This window comes from Pseudomonas sp. NPDC089758, from assembly GCF_044748705.1.
GTDB lineage: Bacteria > Pseudomonadota > Gammaproteobacteria > Pseudomonadales > Pseudomonadaceae > Aquipseudomonas > Aquipseudomonas putida_X.
In genome coordinates this window covers 20,009-45,622 of the sequence record NZ_JBIVGN010000016.1, presented here as the reverse complement: position 1 = coordinate 45,622, position 25,614 = coordinate 20,009, and the positions used below count along the sequence as shown (strand labels likewise).

Here is a 25,614-nt window from a genome sequence, read left to right as displayed (position 1 = left end):
GCGAGTCAGCCGCGTACGCGCAGGGTCAGGCCCTTGAGGAAGTTGCGCAGCAACTGGTCGCCGCAAGGCCGATAGTTGTCATGGCCCACCTTGCGGAACAGTGCGCTGAGTTCGGGCTTGGAAACCGGGAAGTTGACCGACTTGAGGATCGCATGCAGGTCGTCTTCCTTGAGCTCGAAGGCTACGCGCAGCTTCTTGAGGATGGTGTTGTTGGTCACCGGCAGCTCAACGGGCTGTGGCGGACGGCTGTCGTCCTTGCCGCGACGGTAGAAGACCAACCCGTCGAGAAAGTGCGCCATGACCCGTTCGGGGCAGCGCACAAACCCGGCCTCGTCCTCTTTCTTCAGGTAGGTGGCGAGCACCAGCGGATTAACCTCCAGGCCCGAGAGCGCGATGATCTCGGCCATCTTGGCGTCGTTCACCTTGAGCATGTAGCGCAGGCTGCGCAGGACATCGTTGTGGTTCATTGCTGCAAAATCCTGTTCAAATGCCACGCCAGGGCGTGGCGCATTGCTTAGAAACGTTCAGTGCCGGCCAGGTAGCGCCAGTTGCCCACTGGCAGCTTGCCCATGGAGACACCACCCAGGCGAATACGACGCATGCTGAGGATTTCCAGGCGCAGGTAGGCGCAGATCTCGGAGATTTGCCCAGGCTGTGGATTTTTCAGGGCCAGACGCAGGTGGGTCTCGTTCTGCCAGCTGGCCTTGGCCTTGGGCAGTTCCCGATCATTGCGCGTCGCGCCGCGCGCCAGGCGCTCCAGCGCCTGTGGCGTAGTCTCGCCGCGCACTTCGATGATGTATTCCTGTTCCAGGCGACGCAGGTCGGCTTCGATCTTGCGGGTAACCCGCCAATCCTGGGTGAACACCTGCAGGCCACTGGCTCCGCGCTCCAGGGGGGCCGAACAGGTCAGCCGGGTGAAGTGCCCGTGCAGCGGCCGCACGCCTTCGCGATGCGCTTCGCTGAGGCTGGCCATGTTGATGCTGGCGCGGGCCGTATCGATATCGACACCGGCAGGCTGGTTGAGCAGCAGGGTAACCGGGTCAAGCGCCTCGGCATTGGCGCCCGGCAACAGCTCGACCGCTTGCTGGTCAACCTTGAACTGAGGCTGCTCGACTACCACGCCATCGACCGTGACCCAGCCTCCTTCGATGTACAGCTCTGCCTCCCGGCGTGAGCAACCGAGCTGCTCGATGAGGCGTTTGGACAGGCGGACGGGTTCGGACATGGCGGGCAATTCGCAAGGCAGGGAAAGTCTTGCATTGTACCTGTCCATGCGGGGCTGATGACGGGAATCTGTGCCAAATCCGTCAATTGGGAAGTATTGCACGGCATCCTGCGACAAAGTCTTAGGACGCTGTACGAATAAGCTTCATATGAAGCAATGGATAGGGCTGCCCCAGGCCATCCGTTTCCGAGCGCCCGATCACTTCGAAGCCCTCGTGCTGGTAGAAGCCCAAGGCTTGGGGGTTCTGTTCGTTGACGTCCAGGTACTGAGCGTTCAGTTCGCTGATGGCATAACGGAGCAAGCGCTTGCCCACGCCTCGGCCGCGGTATTCCGGTGCCACGAACAGCATGTCCACACGTCCATTGGCGACACCGGCAAAACCGCAGATGCGCTGGCGGTCCTTGCAGCAGACCAGCATCACGGCATCCAGGTACTTGCGTAGCACATGATCGCGCAGCAGCAGGATGTAAGCGTCTGGCAGAAAATCATGGGTTGCGCGCACCGAGCTTTCCCAGACCTGAACCAGTTCCGGGTAATCAGACAGGTGGGGCGTTTGCAGCGTCAATGCCGAATGCATGCCGGTGTTCCTCGGTGGCCAATGAGGAAACCATAGATGCAAAAAGCCCCGCCAGTGGGGCGGGGCTTCTTCTACAGGCGCGGCCTCAGACTGGCTCTGCCCACATGTCGTACTCGTCGGCATCGACCACCCGGCAACGGACCTTGTCGCCCGGTTTGAAGCCATGGTCGCCATCGATGAATACGCTGCCATCGATCTCAGGTGCATCGAAGAAGCTGCGGCCAACCGAGCCTTGCTCTTCGACTTCGTCGATCAGCACTTCGATTTCCTTGCCGATACGCAGTTGCAGGCGTGCGCTGCTGATAGCCTGCTGGTGAGCCATGAAGCGATCCCAGCGCGCCTGCTTGACGTCATCCGGCACCTCTTCCAGGCCCAGGTCGTTGGCAGGCGCACCCTCGACTGGTGAGTACTGGAAGCAGCCGACACGGTCGAGCTGAGCTTCGGTCAGCCAGTCCAGCAGGTACTGGAAGTCTTCTTCGGTTTCGCCCGGGAAGCCGACGATGAAGGTCGAGCGAATCACCAGTTCCGGGCACTGCTCGCGCCAGCGCTTGATGCGCGCCAGGGTGCGGTCTTCGAAGGCAGGACGCTTCATCGACTTGAGCACTTTCGGGCTGGCGTGCTGGAACGGGATGTCCAGATACGGCAGGATCTTGCCGGCGGCCATCAGCGGGATCACGTCGTCGACGTTCGGGTACGGATAGACGTAGTGCAGCCGCACCCAAGCGCCCAGGCTGCTCAGCGCTTCGCACAGCTCAAGCATGCGGGTCTTGACTGGCCGACCGTTCCAGAAATCGGTCTTGTACTTGACGTCGACGCCGTAGGCGCTGGTGTCCTGGGAGATCACCAGGATCTCCTTGACGCCGGCCTTGACCAGGCGTTCGGCTTCGCTCAGCACCTCGCCGACCGGGCGGCTGACCAGCTTGCCGCGCATCGACGGGATGATGCAGAAGCTGCAGCTATGGTTGCAGCCTTCGGAGATCTTCAGGTAGGCGTAGTGGCGCGGGGTCAGCTTGACGCCCTGCGGTGGCACCAGGTCGATCAGCGGGTTGTGGTCCTGGCGTGGTGGTACCACTTCGTGCACGGCGTTGACTACCTGCTCGTACTGCTGGGGGCCTGTGACCGACAGCACGCTGGGATGCACGTCACGGATGCTGCCTTCCTCGACACCCATGCAGCCGGTGACGATGACCTTGCCGTTTTCCTTGATCGCTTCGCCGATCACTTCCAGCGACTCGGCCTTGGCACTGTCGATGAAGCCGCAGGTGTTGACCACCACCACGTCGGCATCCTCGTAGGTGGGCACGACTTCATAACCTTCCATACGCAGCTGGGTCAGAATGCGCTCGGAATCAACCAGGGCTTTTGGGCAACCCAGGCTGACGAACCCTACCTTGGGGGTGGCGGGAGTGGTGGACATGACTAACCTCGGTATTGAATACAGGCCGCCCGGCCGGAAACGGCGGCGACCCTGACGGGCGCTTTTGGGCGCCTCTGATCAAAAAGTGCGCAATTCTAGCGAGCGCAAGGTCGCTTGACCAGCACAAATGCGACGAACGCTGCGCTATGCTTCGCCCCGTTGCGCCGGGGTATGTGCGATCCCCAGGCGTGGGGCAGAATTCTACGGGTCTAGATGGCCGTTTGCGGGAGTGGTCGATGGTTCAGGCAAGCAGTCACGCCGAGGGCGGTCAGGGGACGACGCGGTCGCTGAGCCTGTTGGTGGCAGCTGTTGGGGTGGTCTACGGCGATATCGGAACCAGCCCGTTGTATACCCTCAAGGAAGTTTTCACCGGCGGTTACGGGGTGCCGGTCAGTCACGATGGTGTACTGGGGATCCTCTCGCTGATCCTTTGGTCGCTGCTGTGGGTGGTGTCGTTCAAGTACGTGATGTTCATCCTGCGCGCCGACAACCAGGGGGAGGGCGGCACCATGGCCCTGACCGCGCTGGCGCGGCGGGCCACGGCGGCCTACCCACGCCTGCGCACGCTGATGGTTATCTGCGGATTGATCGGCGCCTCGCTGTTCTACGGCGACAGCATGATCACCCCGGCGGTTTCGGTGCTGTCGGCAGTGGAGGGCATGGGCCTGGCATTCGAGGGTATCGACCATTGGGTGGTGCCGCTTTCGCTGGTGGTGCTGGTGGGGCTGTTCCTGGTGCAAAAGCATGGCACCGATAAGATCGGCAAGCTCTTCGGCCCGATCATGGTCACCTGGTTCGTGGTGCTGGCGGTGCTGGGGGTGCATGGCATCTCGCAAAGCCCAGAGGTGCTCAAGGCGTTCAACCCGGGCTGGGCGGTGCATTTCTTCATCGTGCACCCGGGCATGGGCGTGGCCATCCTCGGTGCAGTGGTGCTGGCCTTGACCGGTGCCGAGGCGCTGTACGCCGACATGGGCCATTTCGGGCGCAAGCCGATTGCCCGGGCCTGGTTCGCCCTGGTGCTGCCAGCATTGGTGCTCAATTATTTTGGCCAGGGCGCGATATTGCTGCAAAACCCTGATGCTGCGCGCAACCCGTTCTACCTGCTGGCGCCGGCCTGGGCGTTGCTGCCGCTGGTGGGCCTGGCGACCATGGCCACGGTAATCGCTTCGCAAGCGGTGATCTCGGGTGCTTTCTCCCTGACACGCCAGGCTATCCAGTTGGGTTACATCCCGCGCATGCATATCCAGCACACCTCCAGCGACGAGCAGGGGCAGATCTACATCGCAGCGGTCAACTGGACCCTGATGGTGGGCGTGGTGCTGCTGGTGATCGGTTTTGGCTCATCCGGCGCGCTGGCGGCTGCTTATGGCGTCGCGGTGACAGGTACGATGCTGATGACCACCATCCTGGTGTCGGCGGTGATGCTGTTGTTGTGGAAGTGGCCGCCAGTGCTGGCGGTACCGATTCTGATTGGTTTCCTGCTGATAGACGGGCTGTTCTTCGCCGCCAACGTGCCGAAGATTGTCCAGGGCGGCGCCTTCCCGTTACTGGCCGGGGGTGTGCTGTTCCTGCTGATGAGCACCTGGAAGCGCGGCAAGCAGATTCTGGTCGAGCGAATCGATGAGGGTGGGCTGCCGCTGCCGGTTTTCATCAGCAGCATTCGCGTACAGCCACCGCACCGTGTCGAAGGTACTGCCGTGTTCCTCACCGCGAGGCCGGATGCGGTGCCGCACGCGCTATTGCACAACATGTTGCATAACCAGGTGCTGCACAGCCAGGTGGTGCTGCTGACGGTGGTGAGTGAAGACCGGCCGCGGGTGCCCGAGCAGGAGCGATTTGAGGTGGAGGCCTATGGCGACGGCTTCTTCCGGGTGCTGTTGCACTTCGGTTTCATGGATGAGCCGGATGTGCCGGCGGCCCTTAAGCTATGCCACCTGGACGGCTTGGATTTCAGCCCGATGCGTACGACTTATTTCCTTAGCCGCGAAACGGTGATCGCGTCGCGTCTTGAGGGGATGTCGCGCTGGCGGGGCAACCTGTTCGCGTTCCTGCTCAAGAATGCCAACGGTAACCTGCGTTTCTTCAACCTGCCGCTCAACCGGGTGATCGAGCTGGGTACACAGGTCGAGATCTGACGCCAGTGAGGGCCGCAATGCGGCCCTCGCCAGGCCTCAGTTCTGTTCTGCCACGCTAGGCTTGCCCTGGCGTGTTTCAATTTCATCGATCAAGCGCTTGGCCAGCGCCGGATAGTTCTCGTCGAAGTGGTGCCCACCGGGTAGCTTCATGCGTTCGCCCACGGCAGTCTTGTCGGTGCAACCGCTTTCGTCGGCCTCTTCCACGCCATAGATGCATACCACTTTGGCCGCCGGCAGTTTCGCCATCTCCGGCCCGGTAGGTGCTTCCTGACCTTCCTTGCCCAACCAGCCCTCGACTTCGATCTCGAAGCTGCCACTGCGGGCGAAGGCCAGCAGCATCACCGCATCGACACGTTGCTGGTCCTCGGCAGGCAGACGATTGTAGATGGCCGGCAGCACGTCGGCCCCGAACGAATAGCCGGTCAGCACGAAGCGCTTGGTACCCCATTTCTGACGATAATGCTGCATCAGTGCCGACAGGTCGGCAGCGCTTTGCTCGGGTGTCTTGTGCTGCCAGTAGTAACGCAGGGTGTCTATGCCGACCACGGGGTAACCCAATTTGGCCATTTCACCGGCCACATCGCGGTCCAGGTCGCGCCAGCCACCATCGCCTGAGAGGAATAGAGTGACGGTGTCGGTGGTTTGCCCGGCGGGCACTTCCACCACCGGGATAGCCAGCGCGTTACCATCGTGGCCCACCAAGGCCTGGGTCAGCTGCGCCTTGAGTACTTGTGGCAGGTGAATGTCGTAGTCGCTGATGCTGGTCTCGGCATTGCGTTGGTCGCGCACGAACGCGGCGCTGGCATCATCCGGGTTGTCGTTCCAGGCGACGCTCCAGTGGCCATGAGGGGCGGACTTGGGCAAGGCTGCAGTGCACCCGGGCTGCTCCATGTTGAAGTCGACGGAGATGGCTCGGGCCTTGTCGTCATTCTGTGTGGCCAGCCAACGCCATGCCTGGGTCGCACCAGGGCCGATACCGGCCACCAGGGTCGGTTTTTCGGCCAGCAGGGTCATGGCCTTGTCCATTGACTGCTGCTGGTGAGTGCAGTCCCCCGACGGCAGGATGACCTGCACCAGCTGGGCCTCACCGGCCTGGCTCAAGTCAAGCAACTGCTTGTCGGTCAGCGCCTGGTCCTGAGGCACGCCGATGGCCACCCAGGCTTTGGCATGAACGCCCGGGGTGACGCGGGTGATGTGGGTGTCATTGACCGGCAGTTGCTCAAGGTGCGCCTCTGGGGCCGGACGGGCCCACAACCAGAAGGCGGTAGCCCCGGCCAATGCGGCCAGCAGCAGGGGTATCAGTAGGTACAGCCAGTAGCGTCGGATCATCAACGTTTCACCAATCCAGTCAGGCCGCCTGCAATCAGGGCGGCAGTGTCGGCCAGTGCCACCAGCGGGTCGAGCCCGGCTGGCACAGCCATGTAGCGGGGTTCCCAGTCCGGTTGGAACTTGTCCTTGAAGCGGCGTAGCCCCTGGAAGTTGTAAAGCTGTTCACCGCGACGGAACACCATCGAGCCCAGGCGCTGCGCCAGGGGTGCGCCGCGCCGGGGCTGCAAGCCGGAAAGCGGTACCATGCCCAGGCTGAACCGGCTGTAGTCACGGCTTTTGTAGTGCAGGATCAGGCCGATCATCATGAATTCCATGGTCAGCTTGGGTGCCTCGGGGTGGGCGCGCATCAGATCCAGGCTGGCCAGTTCGTGGCCGTGAGTCTCAAGCAGGTTGGCAAACGCCACCGGCCGGCCTTGGTAGCGAATCAGGGCGATGCGAAAATGCTGCAGATACTCAGGGCTGAAGCGCCCCAGCGAGAAGCCCTTTTCGCGCACGTTCTTGCCGCCGAGCCAGGCATCCGAGATTTCCTTGAGCTCGGCCAGGGGGGCCTGGCCGGGTTCATGGATCTCCAGGCTCAAGCCATCGCGGCCGCCGCGGTTCCAGGTGTAGCGCAGGTCTTTCATCTCCTTGCCTTTGGCTTCGATGTCGAAGCGGCGCAGGTCGACCCGGGCCTCTTCGCCGAGCTTGAGTGCGGTCAGGCCGATGTCCATGTAAAACGGCAGATTTTCCGCGCGCACCTGGTAGAACACCGGGCGAGCATGGTGCAGGTCGCACAGGTCGCGGAATTGCCAGATCATCTCGGCGCGTTCCTGGGCCGGGCCGATCGGGTCGTATAGGGCTACAAGGCTGCGGCCCCGGCGTGCGTACATCAGGAAGGCGTTGTCATTGGGATGGAACAGCAGGGCCTTGTCACCGGTCAGGGCCAGGCCGCCGTCAGGTTGGTCGGAAGCCAGCAGGATGCGGTTGGCGCGCTGCATCTCCTCGTCGTCTGGCAGGTGTATGACCGGCCGGGCAGTGCGCAGCAACCAGGTCAGGGCCACGGCCAGCAACAGTATCGCGCTGCCCATGGTGGCGCGCAGGCCGCGTGGGGCATCGGCATCGAGGGTGAATTGCCACCACAGTTCATGGCTGTAGGGCACGTCTTGGTAGGCAAAAAGCAGCAGCCACACCGAAGCACCGACCACGCACGCACTTGCTGCCAGGAATACCGGTGAGAACGGCAGTTCCAACAGCCGGCTTGGGCGGTAGAACGAACGGCGGAACAACGCGAGCAGGGCTGCGGTGAAGGTCAGCAGGCAGGCCTCTTCCCAGTCGAAGCCTTTGAGCAACGACAGCAGTGCGCCAACCAGTAGCAGAACGGTAGTCAGCAGCCAAGCCGCAGAGAGGCGTCGGCGCAAGCCCTGGGCCAATAGCAGGCACAGCACGCCAATCAGGCTGGCACCGAAGTGCGAGGCATCTATAAGGCGGTGGGGTACCAGAAAGCCCATGTGTTCCAGGCGAGTGTCGATTTCTGGTGTGGCGCCAGAGAACAACAGCACCACGCCGGAGAGAAACACGAGGATCGCCAGGACCGGAGCGGCCAGCCCGGAGGCGGCCTTGAGCGCCTGCTGCGCAAACAGCAAGCGCCTGGCTTCGTTGGCCAGCAGCAGCACACAGGCCAGCAGCAATGGCAGTACCACATAGATCAAGCGGTACAGCAGCAGTGCCGCGGCCAGTGGCGCGGCGCCCAGCTGATTGGCGAAGGCAGCGAGCAAGATCGCCTCGAACACCCCGACCCCGCCAGGCACATGGCTAAGTACACCGGCAGCCAGGGCCAGCAGATACACCAGCACGAACGCGCCGAACGGAGGGGCTTCTGGGAGCAGCAGGTAAAGGACCGTCGCGGCGGCGGCTACATCCAGCGCGGTGATGACCAATTGCAGCGCCGCCAGGCGTGCGCCGGGCAGGCGCAGCGTCCGGCGGCCCAGTTGTACCAGCAGGCTGTCTGGCAACGGCTGCTCTGCCAGGCGTCGGCGATACAGGCCGGCCACCAGTAATGCAGTCAGTACCAGCACGCCGATAGCGACTGCGGCCATTACAGAGGCGGGCAGGTGCAGGGCGGCAGCCGCCGCTGGCAAGTTGCTCAAGGTGGCCAGGGCTGCCAGGGGGGGCAGGGCACAGCCCAAGGAAAGGCTGGCGAACACTGTCATGCGCGCGACTTCGGCGGCCCCCAGGCCTTCTCGAGCATACAGGCGATAGCGCACCGAACCGCCCGAGAGCATCGACAAGCCAATGGCGTTACCAATGGCAAATGCGCTGAAACCGCCCAGCAGAAGCGTACGCCGGGGCAACTTCACGGCGGCGTAGCGGCTGGCCGACCATTCGTACCCCAGCAGGATCAAAAACCCGATTGTCGCCGCGAGTAGTGCGCCGACCAGCGAGCGGGTGGGCACGCTGAGCATCGCATCGTGCAGTGCATAGATATCCAGTTCGCTGAGCAAGTGTCGGCAGGCAATCAGTGCCATCGCGAACAGCACCAGGGTGACTGCCAGGGTGATGGGTTGGCGATAGCGGCTCACCCGCTCCAGCCACGGCAAACGCTGCGCAGCCGTGGGCAGGGTTGAGGCGAGTGGGGCCTGGGCTTCTGGGTTGCGGTCTGTCATGAGTTACCCCGGGCAAGCAGCGCGAGGTAGGGGGATGGTGCGGCCAAGTGAATCTCCCTGTGGAAACGTATCCAGATATTACTCCGGGCAACGTGACTTTCAGTCCTTTGGGAGGGTTAAAGATAGTTCATCCAGCAGGTGGCGCCGCAAAGCCAAGGCTGGCTACGGGGCCGGGATTTTTCAGGAGGGGAAAAACAACAAACCCCGCGCTGCTGTTACACAGGCGAGGTTTGTTCTGACGAATATGGTTGCGGGAGCCGGATTTGAACCGACGACCTTCGGGTTATGAGCCCGACGAGCTACCAGACTGCTCCATCCCGCGTCAGAGGTGCGCATTCTACAGCGTTGACTGCGGCGGTCAAGCATTACTTTTGATTGGTCAGTAACTTACGGGTGGCCTGCTTTTCGAAGGCAAAAGAAAAAGGCCACTGCGTTAACAGTGGCCTTTTCTCGAATCTGGTTGCGGGAGCCGGATTTGAACCGACGACCTTCGGGTTATGAGCCCGACGAGCTACCAGGCTGCTCCATCCCGCGCCTGTGGAAACGAATTCTACAGTGAACGTGCGCGGTGTCAAGCGTTACTTATTGATTTGCTTACGTTTTCAACCAAAGACTATTTTTAGGCAAAAGAAAAAGGCCACTGCGTTAACAGTGGCCTTTTCTTGAATCTGGTTGCGGGAGCCGGATTTGAACCGACGACCTTCGGGTTATGAGCCCGACGAGCTACCAGGCTGCTCCATCCCGCGCCTGTGAGATCGAATTCTACGGATTTAACGCCCACTGTCAAGCTTTTCGTTCAAAAAAACCTTTTTCGTTCAAACCCTTAGCCCTTCAATAAGGCAGGCAACTCAGTCGCTCTGCGGCTTTCAGGCCAATTGTCGAGTGCACCTCTGCGTTGGCTGTCTCGCTGACAGAGCATGCGGTACTATCTGTATGAATTTACAGTGCTGACGGTCATCCATGTCTTTGCGCAAGATCATTCACATCGACTGCGATTGTTTCTACGCCGCGATCGAGATGCGTGATGACCCGCGTCTGGCCGGTCGCCCCATGGCCGTGGGTGGCTCCCCGGACCATCGTGGGGTGATCGCCACCTGCAATTATGAAGCGCGTGCCTATGGGGTGCGCTCGGCCATGTCATCGCGCCATGCACTGAAGCTTTGCCCTGACTTGTTGATCGTCAAACCGCGTTTCGAGGCCTACCGCGAAGCATCACGTGAGATTCACGGCATCTTCCGCGACTACACCGACCTGATCGAGCCATTGTCGCTGGATGAGGCCTACCTGGATGTCAGCGACAGCCAGTGGTTTGCCGGCAGCGCTACGCGCATCGCCGAAGACATTCGCAGGCGTGTCGCGCGCACCTTGCACATCACCGTCTCGGCTGGGGTGGCGCCAAACAAGTTTCTGGCCAAGATCGCCAGTGACTGGCGCAAGCCCAATGGTCTTTTCGTGATTACGCCCGATCAGGTGGAAGCTTTTGTCGCCGCATTGCCCGTTGCCAGGCTGCATGGTGTCGGCAAGGTCACTGCAGACAAGCTTGCTCGGTTGGGTATCGACACCTGCCTGGACCTGCGTGACTGGTCGCGGCTGGCGCTGGTGCGGGAATTCGGCAGTTTCGGTGAACGCCTATGGGGGCTGGCGCGGGGGGTCGATGATCGCGCCGTGCACAACGATAGCCGTAGGCAGTCAGTAAGCGTGGAGAACACCTATGACACGGATCTGCCGGACTTGGCCAGTTGTCTGGAGCGCTTGCCTGAACTGCTGGTCAGCCTGAATGAACGGATCGCTCGTATGGACAGCAGTTATCGGCCGGACAAACCTTTCGTCAAGGTCAAATTCCATGACTTCAGCCAGACAACCCTGGAGCAGGCAGGGGCGGGTAGGGACCTGGACAGCTATAGGCAGTTGCTACGGCAAGCATTCGCCCGTGGTGGCAAGCCGGTTAGGTTGCTAGGGGTAGGGGTGAGGTTGCGCGACTTGCGCGGGGCTCACGAGCAGTTGGAATTGTTCGCAGACGAATAAAAGAAGGGCTGCACTGCAGCCCCTTCTTTTATTACTGTGCGCCTGGGTCAGCCACCAACCGGCCGGTGGCCTTGGTCAGTGCCTGCACAAACTCCTGTTGCAGCTCCGGATCGTTGCGGGTCAGTTCGATCAGGCTCTGCTCCATCTCGCTGGCTTCCTCTTCCAGGCCTAGCTCCGACAGGCGCTTGACCCGGTGTACCCACTGGCCGACATCGTCGTCTTCCAGGTCGTCGAAAATCAGCTCATGGGCTTCACGCAGCTTGTTGCGCAGGGTGGCGCTGACCAGCAGGCTGGCGTCGCCCCGCACAGCGTTGTCTTCATCGACCACTTGCAGGTGCAGGGTGCCGACGTGGTTCAGGTGCTGCTCCGAGAAAGGGCTGTCCAGCAGGTTCAGGCGTAGCACGCCGTTTCTGTCGGTGGTCAGTGCGTGGGTCATCTTGCCGGCTTTGACCTCGACCAGGCGCTCGCTCCAGGGCAGGCTGGTGAACTCCTCGCGCTTGTCCTTTTGCACCTCACTGATCCCTGCCAGGTTCTGCTGGGCGCGACCGTTGGACTGCACGTTCATGAACGGGTTGAGCCCGGCGACGCCATAGCTGAGCCAGTCGTGCGTCATGCTTTCCGGAAGGTTGCCCAATGCAAAAACGTTGACCACGTTGGCGCCTGCACCGGCCACTACCGCCACCGCGCCCAGCGGGATTTCGTAGATCTCCCGCCAGGGTTGGTAGGGCGTATAGCGGTCATAGCGGCGGGTAACTTCGAACTCGGTGACTTCGAAGCGCCTCTGTTCATTGATGCGTACACGTCGCTGCGGAAGCTCCATCACCTTGGGCTCGCCGACATCAATCTGCAGTGTGTGTTCGAGCAGCTTGCGCTCGACGCGCTCCTCATGCTCGCTGCGCTGGGACATCTGGTTCGCGCAGCCGCTGAGGAACAGGGCGCCGCACAGTGCGGCGCCCCCCAGGGTAAAGGTACTTCGCTTGGACATGATCACTCGTGCATTGATTATCAGCGGCGAACGCGGGCCTGCAGGAAGGTCAGCACTTCATTGAGTGGCAGCGCTTGAGCATCCTGTTCGGTGCGGTGCTTGTATTCCAGGTTGCCATCGGCTAGGCCGCGGTCGCTGACGACGATGCGGTGCGGAATACCAATCAGCTCCATATCGGCGAACTTGATGCCAGGGCTGGTCTTCTTGTCGCGGTCGTCCAGCAGCACTTCGAAGCCTGCGGCCGTCAGTTCGGCGTACAACTTGTCGGTGGCCTCGCGAACCACCTCGGTTTCGTAGCGCAGTGGTACCAGGGCAATCTGGAATGGCGCCAGGGCGTCGTTCCAGATGATGCCTTTGTCGTCATGGCTCTGCTCGATGGCGGCGGCGACCACGCGGGATACGCCGATGCCGTAGCAACCCATGGACAGCACGACCGGTTTGCCGTTTTCGCCCAGTACCTGGCACTTGAGCGCCTCGCTGTACTTGGTGCCGAGCTGGAAGATGTGGCCCACTTCGATGCCGCGCTTGATCACCAGCGTACCCTGGCCATCCGGGCTCGGGTCGCCCTCGACGACGTTGCGCAGGTCGGCAACCTGTGGGACCGGCAGGTCGCGCTCCCAGTTGACGCCGAAGTAGTGCTTGTCGTCGATGTTGGCACCGATGCCGAAGTCGCTCATCAGGGCAACCGAACGGTCGATGATGATTTCCAGTGGCAGGTTGAGTGGGCCGAGGGAGCCGGCGCCGGCACCAATCGCATCGCGCAGCTCGGCTTCGGTGGCCATGACCAATGGGTCGGCAACCTGCTCGAGCTTGGTAGCCTTGATTTCGTTCAGTTCGTGGTCGCCACGTACGATCAGGGCAATCAGCTTGCCTTCTTCCGCGCCGCGCACGATCAGGGTCTTGACGGTCTTCTCGATCGGCAAGCCGTGGTTCTCGACCAGCTGGGCGATGGTCTTGGCCTCTGGCGTATCGACCAGGCGCAGCTCCTCGGTTGGCGCTGGGCGCACGGTCTCACGCGGGATGGCTTCGGCTTTCTCGATATTGGCAGCGTAGTCGGAGCTGTCGCTGAAGATCACATCGTCTTCGCCGGACGATGCCAGCACATGGAACTCATGCGAGTAGCTGCCGCCGATGGAGCCGGTGTCGGCCTGCACTGGACGGAAATCCAGGCCCAGGCGGGTGAAGATGTTGGAGTACGCCTGGTGCATGCGGTCGTAGGTTTCCTGCAGGGAAGCCTGGTCGGCATGGAAGGAATAGGCGTCCTTCATGATGAATTCGCGGCCACGCATCAAGCCGAAGCGCGGGCGGATCTCGTCACGGAACTTGGTCTGGATCTGGTACAGGTTGAGCGGCAGCTGTTTATAGCTGGACAGCTCGTTGCGGGCCAGGTCGGTGATGACTTCTTCGTGGGTCGGGCCTACGCAGAAATCGCGCTGGTGGCGATCCTTCAGGCGCAGCAGCTCGGGGCCATACTGTTCCCAGCGGCCGGATTCCTGCCACAGTTCGGCGGGCTGGATGCTGGGCATCAGCACTTCCAGGGCGCCGGCGGCGTTCATTTCCTCGCGCACCACGGCTTCGACCTTGCGCATGACCCGCAAGCCCATCGGCAGCCAGGTGTACAGGCCGGAAGCCAGCTTGCGGATCATGCCGGCACGCAGCATGAGCTGATGGCTGATGACCACTGCGTCGGCAGGGGTTTCTTTCTGGGTGGCGAGCAAATATTGACTGGTGCGCATGGTTAGCCGTGTCGATTGCCTAAGACATTGAAATGACCCCGCATTGTACGGGGGCGAAACGAAGGCGTACAGGATGCCCCAGGGCGGGGTAATTGTCAGCCAAGAAAAAGCCCGGCGAGCGTGCCGGGCTTTTTCAGGTGCGGGGCACTATAAGCGTGGCTTACAGGATGCTCAGCGGGTACTCGACGATCAGGCGCAGTTCGTCCAGCGACGGGGAGCCGTAGTAGACGCCGTCGGAGGAGCGGTAGGTGGCCTGACGGACGCGGAAGCTGAGGTCCTTGGCAGGGCCTTCCTGCAACACGTACTTGATGTCGATGTCGCGTTCCCATTCCTTACCGTTGGAAGTGCCTGCGACATTGGCGTCGGTACCGCGCACGTAACGGGTCATGAAGGTCAGGCCGGGTACGCCGAACTCAGCGAAGTTCAGGTCGTAGCGCGCTTGCCAGGACTTCTCGTCTTCTGCGTTGAAGTCGGAACGGGCCACCGAGTTACCCAGGAAGACGGTGCCGCCACCGTCGACGCCGTAACCGTAGTCACCATCACCGTGGACGCGCTGATGCACGATGGTGAAGGTATGAGCGCCGATGTTCCACGCAGCCGACAGGCTGAAAGCGGTGTTGTCGAGCTTGTCGCCGTCGTACGCTTTGTACAGGGCGCTGCCTTCGCTCTTGGTGTCATAGATGTTGAAGTCGAACACCAGGCCTTGCTTGTCCGAAATCGGCAGTGCCCAGTTGACATTGCCGTAGTACTTGCGCCAGTAGTCTTCGACCTTGGAGTAGTACAGGCTGGTGCTGAGGCTGTCGGTCAGGGCATAGGTACCACCGACGATGTTGGCTTCAGTCAGGCGCAGGCTGTCGCGGTAGGTCTGGGCCTGGGCGTTCATGCCGGTGAAGTGACCGGCGTGCAGGGTCAGGCCTTCGATCTCGTCGCTGGTGATCAAGGCGCCTTCGGCAACTTCCGGCAGCAGTCGGCTGTCGTCGGTAGCGAATACCGGCAGGGCGGTGAACTGGTTACCGTACTTCAGCACAGTGTTGGAGATGCGCATTTTCACTGCGCCACCGGCTTCGGAGTAGTCATCCTGCGAGCGGCCGTCGGAGCCTTGCGGGAACAGGCCGGTACCGGCACGGCCTTTGCCGCTGTCCAGTTTCAGGCCGAGCATGCCGATGGCATCGACACCGAAGCCTACGGTGCCTTGGGTGAAGCCCGACTCAAAGGTACCGAGGAAGCCGAGGCCGGTTTCTTCTGTGCGGCTCTGGCGATCGCCGGTAATAGGGTCCCGATCATTGTTACGAGCGTCACGGCTGAAGTACAGCATGCGAGTCTTGACGTTCAGCTGGCTGTCTTCGATGAAACCCTTGGATTCGTCCTGTGCAGAGGCAAAGGCCAGCTGCGAGGTCCCTGCCGAAACGGCCAGGGCGATCATGCTCCACTTCATCACGCGCATCGTGATTTGCTCCTTTGGTTTTTAGGAAGAGTACCGCTGCGCCCAAGTCTTTTAGTTATATGGGGCAGCTCTTTCTTGTTATGTCGGCGGAAATGTATAGCACGCAGACTGTTGTTGGCGATATGGGCATATACAACGTTTCGCGAAGTTTACGGCCATGTCGCTTTCAGGTATTTCCATGTCGCAAATCACGTCCCGGAATTCCGAGCCGTACAACGCCAGCGCTGTTCCTGTCACCGTAACGATTCTGTAACTATCGATTTCGGTTGGGGAAACTCCCTGGTGGATCCAAAGCGGCTGTTGTTATTTGTTGCGTCCATCGCTTTATGCAGATGTCGTGCCGACTTGATGTGAGAAGAATGCAACAAGCGTGCTCAAAATTAACAACGGTTCATGAAATTTTCACAAATGCCGCTCACGTGGCCGGAAAATGCCCGTAAACACGGGGCGGCTGGTGGCTGATGGCGTATCTGGCAGCAGCCCGCCCGCAAAAAAAAAACTTGCCTTGCAAGTCAATGTGTTACCGCTCGCTGTTCAAGTTGAGTCATTTGTGTGTGTGAAAGCGCAGTGGTGTACTCGTTTGCGGCCTCATTTTGGTGCGAAAAGTAGCGGAGTGTTACCGCGCCTGTGCAGGCTGAAGCGATTCCTGTGCAATAAGGGTGCAGTCTGGGGGCGTGCAGCATGCTTGCGTGGGCGAAGCAGAGTATCCTTGCGCCATAGACCCGCACGCCGGGCCCCTTTTCGTTGGTGGAGGTTTTCAGTGTTTGAGATGGATTTGCGTTTGCAGCAGGACTCTTTGGTTCTTGGAGACTTTCCGCTGTGCCGTCTGCTGCTTAGCAAGGATGCCAACTACCCTTGGTTCATTCTGGTGCCCAAGCGTGCCGGCGTGAGCGAACTGTTCGACCTGAGCCCGGACGATCAGGCGCAGTTGTGGAAAGAAACCACCTGCCTGGCCGAGACACTCAAAACGGAGTTCGCGGCGGACAAAATGAACGTTGCCACGCTGGGTAATGTGGTCAGCCAACTGCACATGCATGTGATTGTCCGTCGCCATGGGGATGCCGCCTGGCCGGCGCCGGTCTGGGGCAAGGTGCCCGCTGTCGAATACGGGCCGGGGCAGGTCGATGCCATTCGCCAGCGCTTGCGCGTCCTGCTCGATGACACATATGAGGAGGCCTGACATGTCGCCGGAATCGCGCATAGTCGAATTGGAAACCCGTCAGGCGTTTCAGGACGACACCATTCAGGAGCTCAATGATGTGGTGGTCGAGCAGGGGCGGGTGATTCAGCGCCTGCAGTTGCAGATGGCCGAGTTGATCAAGCGTTACGAGGAAATGGTCGGGCAGTATGGCAGTGAGGGCGAGGAAGCGCCGCCGCCTCATTACTAATGGGTGCCAGCCCTGGGCTTGCCCCAGGGCTGCACAGGGTCAGCGGCGGGATACCGCGACCACGTCTTCGGCTTGCAGGCCCTTGTCGCGGTGCATTACCGAGAACTCCACACGCTGGCCTTCGACCAGGATGCGATGGCCTTCGCCACGAATGGCGCGAAAGTGGACGAAGATATCGTCACCCGAATCGCGGGAAATGAATCCAAAGCCTTTAGAAGTGTTGAACCACTTCACCGTGCCGGTATCGCGCGTGCCGGTCTCCTGCGGCGCGCCTTGGCTGGGTCGGTTTTTTCTGGGGCTACGGGCCAAGCCTGCAGCCAGGTGCAGAATGACTGCGAGGCCTGCGCAGACCAGCGCCGCCAGGTTGCCCATTTCGGGGCGGGCCAGCAAGGTCAGGGTTTGCAGTACCACGGCCACCACCAGCAAGGCGCAGGCCAGATGCTGCAATTGCTGGCGGGCGCCGCGGTAATACAGCGGCACGACAGGTGCCAGCAGCAGGTTGAGCAGGCCGAGCAGGGCCAGGTAGACCGCGTCCGGTTGCTGCAGGAAGGGAGTTGCGTCGTTTTTCAGGCTGGGTATGAGCGATAGCAGCAAAGCTGCAGCGCCCGTCAACAGATGGACGATCTTGAACATGGGGTTGGCTCGCAATTGATAAGGCCGATCACAGGAAGAGCTGGCGGCATGGTGCGCATGAGGTGTAGGGCGCGAACACATGGTGAGCCAGCCTATGCACCCGGCAATAACAGCACGCACGGGTGGCACAGTGCCTATTTAACAGCAAACGCGGGGCCTTCTCAAACCGCAGGTGGCTGCTGGCGATGAGTTGCCCTGTGTCATGGGCGCGTGGCGCGAAGTATTGATACAGTGTGTGAGGCCCGCTTGATCATCATCAAGCCATATGAAAAAGGGGAACTTCATGGCAATCGATATCGGTATCAGTGAAGAAGATCGCAAATCCATCGTCGAAGGGCTGTCCCGTCTGTTGTCGGATACCTATGTGCTGTATCTGAAAACCCACAACTTTCACTGGAACGTCACCGGTCCTTCGTTCCGTACCCTGCACCTGATGTTCGAAGAGCAATACAACGAGCTGGCGCTGGCCGTTGATTCCATCGCCGAGCGGATTCGCGCCCTGGGCTTCCCGGCGCCGGGTTCCTATGCTTTTTACGCACGGCATTCTTCCATCAAGGAAGAGGAAGGGGTGCCCGCAGCGGACGAGATGATCCATCAGCTTGTCCAGGGGCAGGAGGCGGTCGTGCGTACCGCCCGCAGTATTTTCCCGGTAGTGGACAAGGTCAGTGATGAGCCAACTGCCGATCTGCTGACCCAGCGTATGCAGGTGCACGAAAAGACGGCATGGATGCTGCGGGTACTGCTTGACGGTAAATGATCAGCCGCTTGTATGAAAAGCGGCCTGCAAAGCCCGGTCGAGTGAAGCTCACCGGGCTTTTTCGTTTGTGCGGGAAGGCTTTGCCGCTGCTTTGCGCCCGGCCGCACGCGCTTCATTGAGCCTCTGGTTCCTGCATCCGTGCCTGTCTTGCGGTGCAGGGGAACATACCTGTGGCGAGGATGTGGGCGCATGATGCAAGCGAGCAAGCGTGGAGTAGGCAAAGGCCGCTGCCTGGGCAGGCAAAGCATTGATCCGTTCAAGGCGGATTTCGACATGATGCAGATTCAGCCGGTATCGCGCTCGGTCCGGCTCAACGGTTTTTCCACCTGCTTGCGCCTGGAGGCAGTCTATTGGCGCATCCTCGAGCGCATCGCAGAGGCCAATGAGTGCTCCGTCAGTGCCATACTTTCCTATGTGGATCGTGAAGTGCACCTGCGCCAGGGCGGGGTACGCAACTTCAGCGGCCTGGTGCGGGTGATCTGTGTTGCGTGGTTGCAGGACGCTGATCGCCAGGCGGGCTGCGCAGTGCCTGTTAACCATATATAATCCCGCTTTTTGCTGCCCCGGGCAGCCAGCGTAATGGTTGACGAGAGACACCCATGCCCCTTTATGACTATCAATGTGCATCCTGCGATCACCGGATGGAAGCGTTGCAGAAGATCAGTGCAGCGCCGCTGACCGACTGTCCGGCCTGCCAGGCGCCGGCATTGAAGAAACTGTTGTCGGTCCCTGGATTTCGCCTGAGCGGTAGCGGCTGGTACGAAACCGACTTCAAGACCGGGGCTAAAAAGAATCTGGCAGGCGGCGACAAGGCCGACTGAGTTGAATTGCAGTAGCCGGGTCTTGCAGTATTAGCCCCCTGGGGCGGCCAAGGCCTCCATCGAATACACGAATCACGAGAAGCGAAACCACCATCATGATGCGCAGCCATTATTGCGGCCAACTGAACGAGAGCCTGGACGGCCAGGAAGTCACCCTTTGCGGCTGGGTCCATCGTCGCCGCGACCACGGCGGGGTGATCTTCCTCGACATCCGTGACCGCGAGGGCATGGCCCAGGTCGTCTTCGATCCCGATCGCGCCGAAACCTTCGCTGCGGCCGACCGCGTGCGCAGCGAATACGTGGTGCAGATCACCGGCAAGGTGCGCAAGCGCCCCGAGGGCGCGGTGAATGCCAACATGGCTTCCGGTGCCATCGAAATCCTCGGTTACCAGCTCAACGTGCTCAACGAAGCTGAAACCCCGCCGTTCCCGCTGAACGAATACTCTGACGTCGGCGAGGAAACCCGCCTGCGCTACCGCTTCATCGATCTGCGTCGCCCGGAAATGGCCGACAAGCTGCGCCTGCGTTCGCGCATCACCAGCAGCATTCGTCGCTTCCTGGACGAAAATGGCTTCCTCGACGTCGAAACGCCGATCCTCACCCGCGCAACGCCAGAAGGCGCGCGTGACTATCTGGTGCCCAGCCGTACCCACGCTGGTAGCTTCTTCGCGCTGCCGCAGTCGCCTCAGCTGTTCAAGCAGCTGCTGATGGTCGCCGGCTTCGACCGCTACTACCAGATCGCCAAATGCTTCCGTGACGAAGACCTGCGCGCTGACCGTCAGCCGGAGTTCACCCAGATCGACATCGAGACCAGTTTCCTCGATGAGTCCGAGATCATGGGCCTGACCGAGAGCATGATCCGCAAGCTGTTCAAGGAAGTGCTGGACCTGGAATTCGGCGAATTCCCGCACATGACCTTCGAAGAAGCCATGCGCCGCTACGGTTCCGACAAGCCAGACCTGCGTAACCCGCTGGAACTGGTTGACGTCGCCGACCAGCTCAAAGATGTCGACTTCAAGGTCTTCGCAGGCCCGGCCAACGATCCGAAGTGCCGCGTTACCGCACTGCGCCTGCCAGGTGGCGCCAGCATGCCGCGCAGCAAGATCGACGAGTACACCAAGTTCGTCGGCATCTACGGCGCCCGCGGCCTGGCGTACATCAAGGTCAACGAGCGTGCCAAAGGCGTCGAAGGCCTGCAGTCGCCGATCGTCAAGAACATCCCTGAAGCCAACCTCAACGTGATCCTTGATCGCGTAGGTGCCGTAGACGGCGACATCGTGTTCTTCGGTGCCGACAAGTTCAAGGTCGTCAGCGAGGCCCTGGGCGCGCTGCGTATCCGCCTGGGCCACGACTTCGAACTGCTGACCTGCGAGTGGGCGCCGATGTGGGTCGTCGACTTCCCGATGTTCGAAGAGAACGAAGACGGCAGCTTCACCGCCCTGCACCACCCGTTCACCGCGCCCAAGTGCACCCCCGAAGAGCTCGAGGCCAACCCGGCCACCGCGCTGTCGCGTGCCTACGACATGGTGCTGAACGGCACCGAACTGGGTGGCGGTTCGATCCGTATCCACCGCAAAGAGATGCAACAGGCAGTGTTCCGCCTGCTGGGTATCGAAGCGGCAGAACAGGAAGAGAAGTTCGGCTTCCTGCTCGATGCCCTGAAGTTCGGTGCTCCGCCTCACGGTGGCCTGGCCTTCGGTCTGGACCGCCTGGTCATGCTGATGACCGGTGCCCAGTCGATCCGTGAAGTGATTGCCTTCCCGAAAACCCAGAGCGCCGCGTGCGTGATGACTCAGGCGCCTGGTTTGGTTGATGCCAAGGCCCTGCGCGAGCTGCATATCCGCCTGCGCGAACAGACCAAGGTCGAGTAAGCGGACCCCGGGCGCATCCAGATGGATGCGCCTTTGCGTTTCGGCGCAGGCATTTGTCGTTGCGCCCCTCTCGGGGCGCAATTGTTTGTGTTTCAAGAGTTTGGAGTCGTTATGGCTGGTCATTCCAAGTGGGCGAACATCAAGCACCGCAAAGAGCGCCAGGATGCCAAGAGAGGCAAGATCTTCACCAAGTGGATCCGTGAGCTGACCGTCGCTGCCAAGCAGGGCGGAGGTGACCCGGCCTCCAACCCGCGCTTGCGCCTGGCGCTGGACAAGGCCCTGGGTGCCAACATGAGCCGCGATATCATCGATCGCGCTGTGGCCCGTGGTGCCGGCACCAACGAAAGCGATAACGTTGAAGAGCTGAGCTACGAGGGGTACGGCCCGGGCGGGGTGGCGATCATGGTCGAGGCCATGACCGACAACCGCAACCGTACCGCAGCCGCTGTACGACATGCTTTCACCAAGTGTGGCGGCAACCTTGGTACCGATGGCTCGGTGGCCTACCTGTTCGAGCGCAAGGGGCAGATCAGCTTTGCGCCGGGCGTGGACGAAGATGCGCTGATGGAAGCCGCCATGGAAGCCGACGCCGACGATGTGGTGGCCAACGAAGATGGCTCGTTCGAGGTGTTCACCTCGTTCAACAGCTTCTATGCCGTGCGTAACGCCTTGGAAGAAGCCGGCTTCAAGGCCGCAGACGCGGAAATCGTCATGCAGCCGACCACCAGTGCCGAGCTGGATCAGGAGGGCGCGGAGAAAGTGCTCAAGCTGATCGACATGCTCGAAGACCTGGATGATGTGCAGAACGTCTATTCCAATGCACAGATTTCCGACGAGATCATGGAAAAACTCGGCTAAGGTGTCGCCAGCAAGGTTGTAATTGGGGCCGCTGGGCGGCCCATCGCCGGCAGGCCTGCTCCTGTAGTCAAGCGCACCCCTCAAGCGTTGCGCTGCATCTGTGGGAGCAGGCTTGCCGGTGATGGGCTGCGCAGCGGCCCCAATAGCCTTGAATTGAGCTCAGGCTTTCAAGCACCCCCTACACGAAAGGCGTTATGACTCTGATTCTTGGTATCGACCCCGGCTCGCGCATCACCGGTTATGGCGTTGTGCGCCAGACTGCCCGTGGTTGCGAGTACGTGGCGTCGGGTTGTATCCGAACCGGCAGCGGCGAGCTGCACGAGCGCCTGCAGATCGTTTTTCGCGGTGTCAGTGAAATCATTGCCCAACATGGCCCTGTGACCATGGGTATCGAGCGCGTGTTCATGGCGCGCAACCCTGATTCGGCGCTCAAGCTTGGCCAGGCACGCGGCGCGGCCATCGTCGCCGCCGCCGAGGCCGGCCTGGAAATCGCCGAATACAGCGCGACTCAGGTCAAACAGGCCGTGGCCGGCACTGGCGGGGCTAACAAGGAACAGGTGATGCTGATGGTCATGCACCTGCTCAAGCTGACCCAGAAACCACAGATCGATGCCTCTGATGCCCTGGCGATTGCCCTGTGCCATGCCCATACCCGTTCCAGCCTGGTGCCGCACGGCCTGGCCACGGCGCGGCGGCGCGGTGGGCGCTTGCGTCTGTAGCTGCTTCATGAGCTGATACACATTTTGTCAGGGTGGCGCGTTCACCCGACGTATTTGCTGATAGGGTTGAGCGGTCTTTGATCGGCTCCCCGAGAGGAAGGATCGAAACGTGATTGGACGTTTGCGCGGCACCCTGGCGGAAAAGCAACCGCCGCACCTGATTATCGACGTCAATGGCGTGGGTTATGAGCTTGAAGTGCCCATGACCACCCTGTACCGCCTGCCGAAAGTCGGCGAAACGGTCACCGTGCATACCCATCTGGTGGTGCGCGAAGATGCCCACCTGCTCTATGGCTTTCATGAAAAGCGCGAGCGCGAACTGTTCCGCGAGCTCATCCGGCTCAATGGCGTGGGCCCGAAGCTGGCGCTGGCCTTGATGTCGGGCCTTGAGGCCGACGAACTGGTGCGTTGCGTCCAGGCCCAGGACACATCGGCGCTGGTGCGTGTGCCTGGTGTGGGCAAGAAGACCGCAGAGCGCTTGCTGGTCGAGCTCAAGGACCGCTTCAAGGCCTGGGAAACCTCACCGGCCATGTTCACGCTTGTTTCGGATGGGCCGGTGCCGGTCAGCAGCGCCTCCAGCGCCGAGGCCGATGCCGTCAGCGCCCTGGTTTCCCTGGGCTACAAGCCGCAGGAAGCCAGCAAGGCAGTGTCCGCGATCAAGGACAAGGCCGGGCTGAGCAGTGAGGAGCTGATCCGTCGCAGCCTCAAAGGGATGATTACCAAGTGATCGAAGCCGACCGCCTGATTGCCGCCAGTGGCCGCGACCGCGAAGAGGTCCAGGACCGTGCCATCCGCCCGCTGCGCCTGGATGAATACATCGGCCAGCCGGTGGTGCGCGAGCAGATGGCGCTGTTCATCCAGGCTGCCCGCGGTCGCAACGAATCGCTCGACCATACGCTTATCTTCGGTCCGCCAGGCCTGGGCAAGACCACCTTGGCCAATATCATCGCCCAGGAAATGGGCGTGTCGGTCAAAAGTACCTCGGGGCCGATTCTCGAGCGCCCGGGCGACCTGGCGGCCATGCTGACCAACCTCGAACCGCATGACGTCCTGTTCATCGACGAGATTCACCGACTGTCACCGGTTGTCGAGGAGGTGCTGTATCCGGCCATGGAGGACTTCCAGCTCGACATCATGATCGGTGAAGGCCCCGCTGCCCGCTCGATCAAGCTCGACCTGCCGCCCTTCACCCTTGTGGGGGCCACGACCCGCGCCGGCATGCTCACCAACCCGCTGCGCGATCGCTTCGGTATCGTCCAGCGCCTTGAGTTCTACAGCGACAAGGACCTGGCGACCATCGTCAGCCGGTCGGCCAATATTCTGGGGCTGGTCATCGAGGACCAGGGGGCTTACGAGATCGCCCGCCGTGCCCGCGGCACGCCGCGTATCGCCAACCGTTTGCTGCGCCGCGTGCGTGACTATGCCGAGGTGCGCGGCAAGGGGCAGATCACCAAGGCGGTGGCCGACATGGCGCTCAACCTGCTGGACGTCGACGAGCGTGGCTTCGACCATTCCGACCGCCGCCTGCTGCTGACCATGATCGAAAAGTTCGATGGCGGCCCGGTGGGCGTGGATAACCTGGCGGCAGCGATCAGCGAAGAGCGTCATACCATCGAGGATGTGCTCGAGCCTTATCTGATTCAGCAGGGTTACATCATGCGCACGCCGCGCGGGCGCGTGGTCACCCGCCATGCCTACCTGCACTTCGGCCTGAACGTTCCCGGGCGCTTGGGTGAGGGGGCAGAATTTTCCGAAGCAGGCGATGAATGACAGATCGAAACCCGCTTTTCGTGGTCCTACCGCTGGCATGCCTCAGGTGCGCTGGCAATAGACATTAATGAAGAAAAAACAGTTGCTGCAGCGGATTGGCAAGCTGAGGAGTAAGCACTAGAGTATGCGCGCGCAAAATGGCCTGGAACCTTTCGCTCACCGCTGTCGCGTCTATTACGAAGATACCGATGCCGGTGGCGTGGTGTATTACGTCAATTATCTGAAATTCATGGAGCGCGCGCGGACCGAGCGCCTGCGGCACCTGGGGTTTTCCCAGCAGCAACTGGCCGGTGAGAACCTGTTGTTCGTGGTCCATTCGAGCGAAGCGCGCTATCACGCGCCGGCGCGCCTGGACGACGAACTTCGAGTGACCGCGCACGTACTTGAACTCAATCGCGCCAGCCTGCGTTTCGTGCAGCAGGTCTGGCGGGAAAAGGATGAAACGCTGCTCTGCGAAGGGCAGTTCCTGGTGGCCGCCGTGCGCGCCGACACTTTCAAACCCCGAGCCATACCCCCCAAGCTGCGCGACGCCTTTGTGGCGGACGGCTCGCGTACTCAATCGAATGCAGGAGAATAAGCGTGGAAGCTAACGTCGTCGACCATACCTCCATGTGGAGTCTGGTCAGCAATGCCAGCGTGGTGGTACAGCTGGTAATGCTGACCCTGGTGGCCGCCTCGGTCACCTCATGGATCATGATCTTCCAGCGCAGCACCATGCTGCGCGCCGGTCGTCGTGCGCTGGATGCCTTCGAGGAACGCTTCTGGTCGGGTATCGACCTGTCCAAGCTGTACCGTCAGGCAGGCAGCAACCCGGACCCGGATTCGGGCGTTGAGCAAGTGTTCCGTGCCGGCTTCAAGGAGTTCTCTCGCCTGCGCCAGCAGCCGGGTGTGGACCCCGACGCGGTCATGGAAGGCGTTGGCCGGGCCATGCGCGTAGCCATCTCGCGTGAGGAAGAAAAACTCGAGCAGAGCTTGCCGTTCCTCGCCACTGTCGGTTCCACCAGCCCGTACATCGGTCTGTTCGGTACCGTGTGGGGCATCATGAACTCCTTCCGCGGCCTGGCCAGCGCCCAGCAGGCGACCCTGGCCACCGTGGCCCCGGGTATCGCCGAGGCGCTGATCGCTACCGCCATCGGTCTGTTCGCGGCAATCCCGGCGGTTATCGCCTACAACCGTTTCGCCGCACGCAGCGAAGTGCTGATCGGTCGTTACTACACCTTCGCCGACGAGTTCCAGGCGATCCTGCACCGCAAAGTGCACACCAGCGAAGAGTAATCAGGTA

Annotated in this window: 24 protein-coding genes and 3 tRNA genes; 14 read left to right on the top strand and 13 right to left on the bottom strand. The window is 61.2% G+C overall.

What is annotated here, in order from left to right; all coding sequences use genetic code 11:
- Positions 1 to 5: 5 nt before the first annotated feature.
- From ACIPZH_RS20010 to rimO, 4 genes are all read right to left on the bottom strand, one after another.
- Positions 6 to 467: a DUF1456 family protein gene (locus ACIPZH_RS20010; protein ID WP_241805958.1), complete on the bottom strand. Its 462-nt coding sequence runs from the start codon at positions 465 to 467 to the stop codon at positions 6 to 8.
- A 47-nt stretch (positions 468 to 514) separates the two neighbouring features.
- Positions 515 to 1,225 carry an rRNA pseudouridine synthase gene (locus ACIPZH_RS20005; RefSeq protein WP_241805959.1) on the bottom strand — a complete coding sequence of 237 codons (711 nt, stop codon included), beginning with the start codon at positions 1,223 to 1,225 and terminating at the stop codon, positions 515 to 517.
- A 121-nt stretch (positions 1,226 to 1,346) separates the two neighbouring features.
- Entirely contained in the window at positions 1,347 to 1,802 is a 456-nt protein-coding gene (locus ACIPZH_RS20000) for a GNAT family N-acetyltransferase (RefSeq protein WP_400637504.1), read from the bottom strand.
- Positions 1,803 to 1,887: 85 nt separating this feature from the next.
- Positions 1,888 to 3,219, bottom strand: a complete 1,332-nt coding sequence (gene rimO, locus ACIPZH_RS19995; protein ID WP_241805961.1) for a 30S ribosomal protein S12 methylthiotransferase RimO — start codon at positions 3,217 to 3,219, stop codon at positions 1,888 to 1,890.
- 236 nt (positions 3,220 to 3,455) lie between these two features.
- Between rimO and ACIPZH_RS19990 the strand changes: the two genes are divergently transcribed.
- Positions 3,456 to 5,354: a potassium transporter Kup gene (locus ACIPZH_RS19990; protein ID WP_400637503.1), complete on the top strand. Its 1,899-nt coding sequence runs from the start codon at positions 3,456 to 3,458 to the stop codon at positions 5,352 to 5,354.
- A 36-nt stretch (positions 5,355 to 5,390) separates the two neighbouring features.
- On the opposite strand, the gene ACIPZH_RS19985 is transcribed toward ACIPZH_RS19990, so the two are convergent.
- From ACIPZH_RS19985 to ACIPZH_RS19965, 5 genes are all read right to left on the bottom strand, one after another.
- A complete protein-coding gene (locus tag ACIPZH_RS19985; RefSeq protein WP_400637502.1) occupies positions 5,391 to 6,683 on the bottom strand; it encodes a virulence factor family protein in 1,293 nt (430 codons plus the stop codon).
- A complete protein-coding gene (gene mprF / locus ACIPZH_RS19980) occupies positions 6,683 to 9,325 on the bottom strand; it encodes a bifunctional lysylphosphatidylglycerol flippase/synthetase MprF (RefSeq protein WP_400637500.1) in 2,643 nt (880 codons plus the stop codon). Before mprF ends, ACIPZH_RS19985 begins: the two co-directional genes overlap by 1 nt.
- 245 nt (positions 9,326 to 9,570) lie before the next feature.
- A tRNA-Met gene (locus ACIPZH_RS19975) sits at positions 9,571 to 9,647 on the bottom strand.
- A 135-nt stretch (positions 9,648 to 9,782) separates the two neighbouring features.
- Positions 9,783 to 9,859: transfer RNA gene (locus ACIPZH_RS19970), tRNA-Met, on the bottom strand.
- A gap of 135 nt (positions 9,860 to 9,994) precedes the next feature.
- A tRNA-Met gene (locus tag ACIPZH_RS19965) sits at positions 9,995 to 10,071 on the bottom strand.
- Between the two features lie 220 nt (positions 10,072 to 10,291).
- On the opposite strand from ACIPZH_RS19965, the gene dinB reads away from it, so the two are divergent.
- On the top strand, positions 10,292 to 11,350 hold the full coding sequence (dinB, locus tag ACIPZH_RS19960) for a DNA polymerase IV (protein ID WP_241806130.1): 1,059 nt from the start codon (positions 10,292 to 10,294) through the stop codon (positions 11,348 to 11,350).
- 31 nt (positions 11,351 to 11,381) lie between these two features.
- On the opposite strand, the gene ACIPZH_RS19955 is transcribed toward dinB, so the two are convergent.
- The 3 genes from ACIPZH_RS19955 to ACIPZH_RS19945 all read right to left on the bottom strand — a co-directional run bounded on the left by ACIPZH_RS19955 (position 11,382) and on the right by ACIPZH_RS19945 (position 15,515).
- On the bottom strand, positions 11,382 to 12,335 hold the full coding sequence (locus ACIPZH_RS19955) for a hypothetical protein (RefSeq protein ID WP_400637499.1): 954 nt from the start codon (positions 12,333 to 12,335) through the stop codon (positions 11,382 to 11,384).
- A gap of 20 nt (positions 12,336 to 12,355) precedes the next feature.
- Positions 12,356 to 14,071, bottom strand: a complete 1,716-nt coding sequence (locus ACIPZH_RS19950; protein WP_241805966.1) for a proline--tRNA ligase — start codon at positions 14,069 to 14,071, stop codon at positions 12,356 to 12,358.
- Between the two features lie 160 nt (positions 14,072 to 14,231).
- On the bottom strand, positions 14,232 to 15,515 hold the full coding sequence (locus ACIPZH_RS19945) for an OprD family porin (protein WP_267818153.1): 1,284 nt from the start codon (positions 15,513 to 15,515) through the stop codon (positions 14,232 to 14,234).
- Between the two features lie 760 nt (positions 15,516 to 16,275).
- On the opposite strand from ACIPZH_RS19945, the gene ACIPZH_RS19940 reads away from it, so the two are divergent.
- Positions 16,276 to 16,695: an HIT family protein gene (locus ACIPZH_RS19940; protein WP_400637498.1), complete on the top strand. Its 420-nt coding sequence runs from the start codon at positions 16,276 to 16,278 to the stop codon at positions 16,693 to 16,695.
- A 1-nt stretch (position 16,696) separates the two neighbouring features.
- Complete coding sequence (locus tag ACIPZH_RS19935) at positions 16,697 to 16,903, top strand: SlyX family protein (protein ID WP_039602955.1); 207 nt, start codon at positions 16,697 to 16,699, stop codon at positions 16,901 to 16,903.
- A gap of 39 nt (positions 16,904 to 16,942) precedes the next feature.
- Here the strand turns inward: ACIPZH_RS19935 and ACIPZH_RS19930 are convergent, their stop codons facing one another.
- Positions 16,943 to 17,536, bottom strand: coding sequence for a cold shock domain-containing protein (locus ACIPZH_RS19930; protein ID WP_277818202.1), 594 nt, complete (start codon positions 17,534 to 17,536; stop codon positions 16,943 to 16,945).
- Positions 17,537 to 17,819: 283 nt separating this feature from the next.
- Between ACIPZH_RS19930 and ACIPZH_RS19925 the strand changes: the two genes are divergently transcribed.
- The 10 genes from ACIPZH_RS19925 (at position 17,820) to tolQ (ending at position 25,607) form a co-directional block, all read left to right on the top strand.
- On the top strand, positions 17,820 to 18,293 hold the full coding sequence (locus ACIPZH_RS19925) for a Dps family protein (RefSeq protein WP_012315825.1): 474 nt from the start codon (positions 17,820 to 17,822) through the stop codon (positions 18,291 to 18,293).
- A 189-nt stretch (positions 18,294 to 18,482) separates the two neighbouring features.
- Complete coding sequence (locus ACIPZH_RS19920) at positions 18,483 to 18,839, top strand: ribbon-helix-helix domain-containing protein (RefSeq protein WP_241805969.1); 357 nt, start codon at positions 18,483 to 18,485, stop codon at positions 18,837 to 18,839.
- 53 nt (positions 18,840 to 18,892) lie between these two features.
- Positions 18,893 to 19,114, top strand: a complete 222-nt coding sequence (locus ACIPZH_RS19915; RefSeq protein WP_046787975.1) for an FmdB family zinc ribbon protein — start codon at positions 18,893 to 18,895, stop codon at positions 19,112 to 19,114.
- A gap of 95 nt (positions 19,115 to 19,209) precedes the next feature.
- The gene (gene aspS / locus ACIPZH_RS19910; protein WP_241805970.1) at positions 19,210 to 20,985 is read left to right on the top strand and encodes an aspartate--tRNA ligase; all 1,776 of its coding nucleotides are present in this window, start codon (positions 19,210 to 19,212) and stop codon (positions 20,983 to 20,985) included.
- 111 nt (positions 20,986 to 21,096) lie between these two features.
- A complete protein-coding gene (locus ACIPZH_RS19905) occupies positions 21,097 to 21,843 on the top strand; it encodes a YebC/PmpR family DNA-binding transcriptional regulator (protein ID WP_012315821.1) in 747 nt (248 codons plus the stop codon).
- A 194-nt stretch (positions 21,844 to 22,037) separates the two neighbouring features.
- The gene (gene ruvC, locus ACIPZH_RS19900; protein ID WP_012315820.1) at positions 22,038 to 22,562 is read left to right on the top strand and encodes a crossover junction endodeoxyribonuclease RuvC; all 525 of its coding nucleotides are present in this window, start codon (positions 22,038 to 22,040) and stop codon (positions 22,560 to 22,562) included.
- A 109-nt stretch (positions 22,563 to 22,671) separates the two neighbouring features.
- Entirely contained in the window at positions 22,672 to 23,289 is a 618-nt protein-coding gene (gene ruvA, locus ACIPZH_RS19895) for a Holliday junction branch migration protein RuvA (RefSeq protein ID WP_241805971.1), read from the top strand.
- Entirely contained in the window at positions 23,286 to 24,332 is a 1,047-nt protein-coding gene (gene ruvB / locus ACIPZH_RS19890; RefSeq protein WP_241805972.1) for a Holliday junction branch migration DNA helicase RuvB, read from the top strand. The genes ruvA and ruvB overlap by 4 nt, the downstream gene beginning before the upstream one ends.
- A gap of 124 nt (positions 24,333 to 24,456) precedes the next feature.
- The gene (gene ybgC / locus ACIPZH_RS19885) at positions 24,457 to 24,909 is read left to right on the top strand and encodes a tol-pal system-associated acyl-CoA thioesterase (RefSeq protein ID WP_400637496.1); all 453 of its coding nucleotides are present in this window, start codon (positions 24,457 to 24,459) and stop codon (positions 24,907 to 24,909) included.
- 2 nt (positions 24,910 to 24,911) lie between these two features.
- The gene (gene tolQ / locus ACIPZH_RS19880) at positions 24,912 to 25,607 is read left to right on the top strand and encodes a protein TolQ (protein WP_010952367.1); all 696 of its coding nucleotides are present in this window, start codon (positions 24,912 to 24,914) and stop codon (positions 25,605 to 25,607) included.
- The last annotated feature ends 7 nt before the right edge of the window (positions 25,608 to 25,614 follow it).

Bases quoted from the DNA above. Each gene is read 5' to 3' on its own strand.
- ACIPZH_RS19985 (WP_400637502.1), bottom strand. From the start codon at position 6,683: ATGATCCGACGCTACTGGCTGTACCTACTGATACCCCTGCTGCTGGCC.
- ACIPZH_RS19945 (WP_267818153.1), bottom strand. From the start codon at position 15,515: ATGCGCGTGATGAAGTGGAGCATGATCGCCCTGGCCGTTTCGGCAGGG.
- ybgC (WP_400637496.1), top strand. From the start codon at position 24,457: ATGCGCGCGCAAAATGGCCTGGAACCTTTCGCTCACCGCTGTCGCGTC.
- ACIPZH_RS20000 (WP_400637504.1), bottom strand. From the start codon at position 1,802: ATGCATTCGGCATTGACGCTGCAAACGCCCCACCTGTCTGATTACCCG.
- ruvC (WP_012315820.1), top strand. From the start codon at position 22,038: ATGACTCTGATTCTTGGTATCGACCCCGGCTCGCGCATCACCGGTTAT.
- ACIPZH_RS19990 (WP_400637503.1), top strand. From the start codon at position 3,456: ATGGTTCAGGCAAGCAGTCACGCCGAGGGCGGTCAGGGGACGACGCGG.
- aspS (WP_241805970.1), top strand. From the start codon at position 19,210: ATGATGCGCAGCCATTATTGCGGCCAACTGAACGAGAGCCTGGACGGC.
- ACIPZH_RS20010 (WP_241805958.1), bottom strand. From the start codon at position 467: ATGAACCACAACGATGTCCTGCGCAGCCTGCGCTACATGCTCAAGGTG.
- ACIPZH_RS19935 (WP_039602955.1), top strand. From the start codon at position 16,697: ATGTCGCCGGAATCGCGCATAGTCGAATTGGAAACCCGTCAGGCGTTT.
- ACIPZH_RS19905 (WP_012315821.1), top strand. From the start codon at position 21,097: ATGGCTGGTCATTCCAAGTGGGCGAACATCAAGCACCGCAAAGAGCGC.
- ACIPZH_RS19930 (WP_277818202.1), bottom strand. From the start codon at position 17,536: ATGTTCAAGATCGTCCATCTGTTGACGGGCGCTGCAGCTTTGCTGCTA.
- ACIPZH_RS20005 (WP_241805959.1), bottom strand. From the start codon at position 1,225: ATGTCCGAACCCGTCCGCCTGTCCAAACGCCTCATCGAGCAGCTCGGT.
- ACIPZH_RS19950 (WP_241805966.1), bottom strand. From the start codon at position 14,071: ATGCGCACCAGTCAATATTTGCTCGCCACCCAGAAAGAAACCCCTGCC.
- mprF (WP_400637500.1), bottom strand. From the start codon at position 9,325: ATGACAGACCGCAACCCAGAAGCCCAGGCCCCACTCGCCTCAACCCTG.
- rimO (WP_241805961.1), bottom strand. From the start codon at position 3,219: ATGTCCACCACTCCCGCCACCCCCAAGGTAGGGTTCGTCAGCCTGGGT.
- ACIPZH_RS19915 (WP_046787975.1), top strand. From the start codon at position 18,893: ATGCCCCTTTATGACTATCAATGTGCATCCTGCGATCACCGGATGGAA.
- ACIPZH_RS19955 (WP_400637499.1), bottom strand. From the start codon at position 12,335: ATGTCCAAGCGAAGTACCTTTACCCTGGGGGGCGCCGCACTGTGCGGC.
- ACIPZH_RS19925 (WP_012315825.1), top strand. From the start codon at position 17,820: ATGGCAATCGATATCGGTATCAGTGAAGAAGATCGCAAATCCATCGTC.
- ACIPZH_RS19920 (WP_241805969.1), top strand. From the start codon at position 18,483: ATGATGCAAGCGAGCAAGCGTGGAGTAGGCAAAGGCCGCTGCCTGGGC.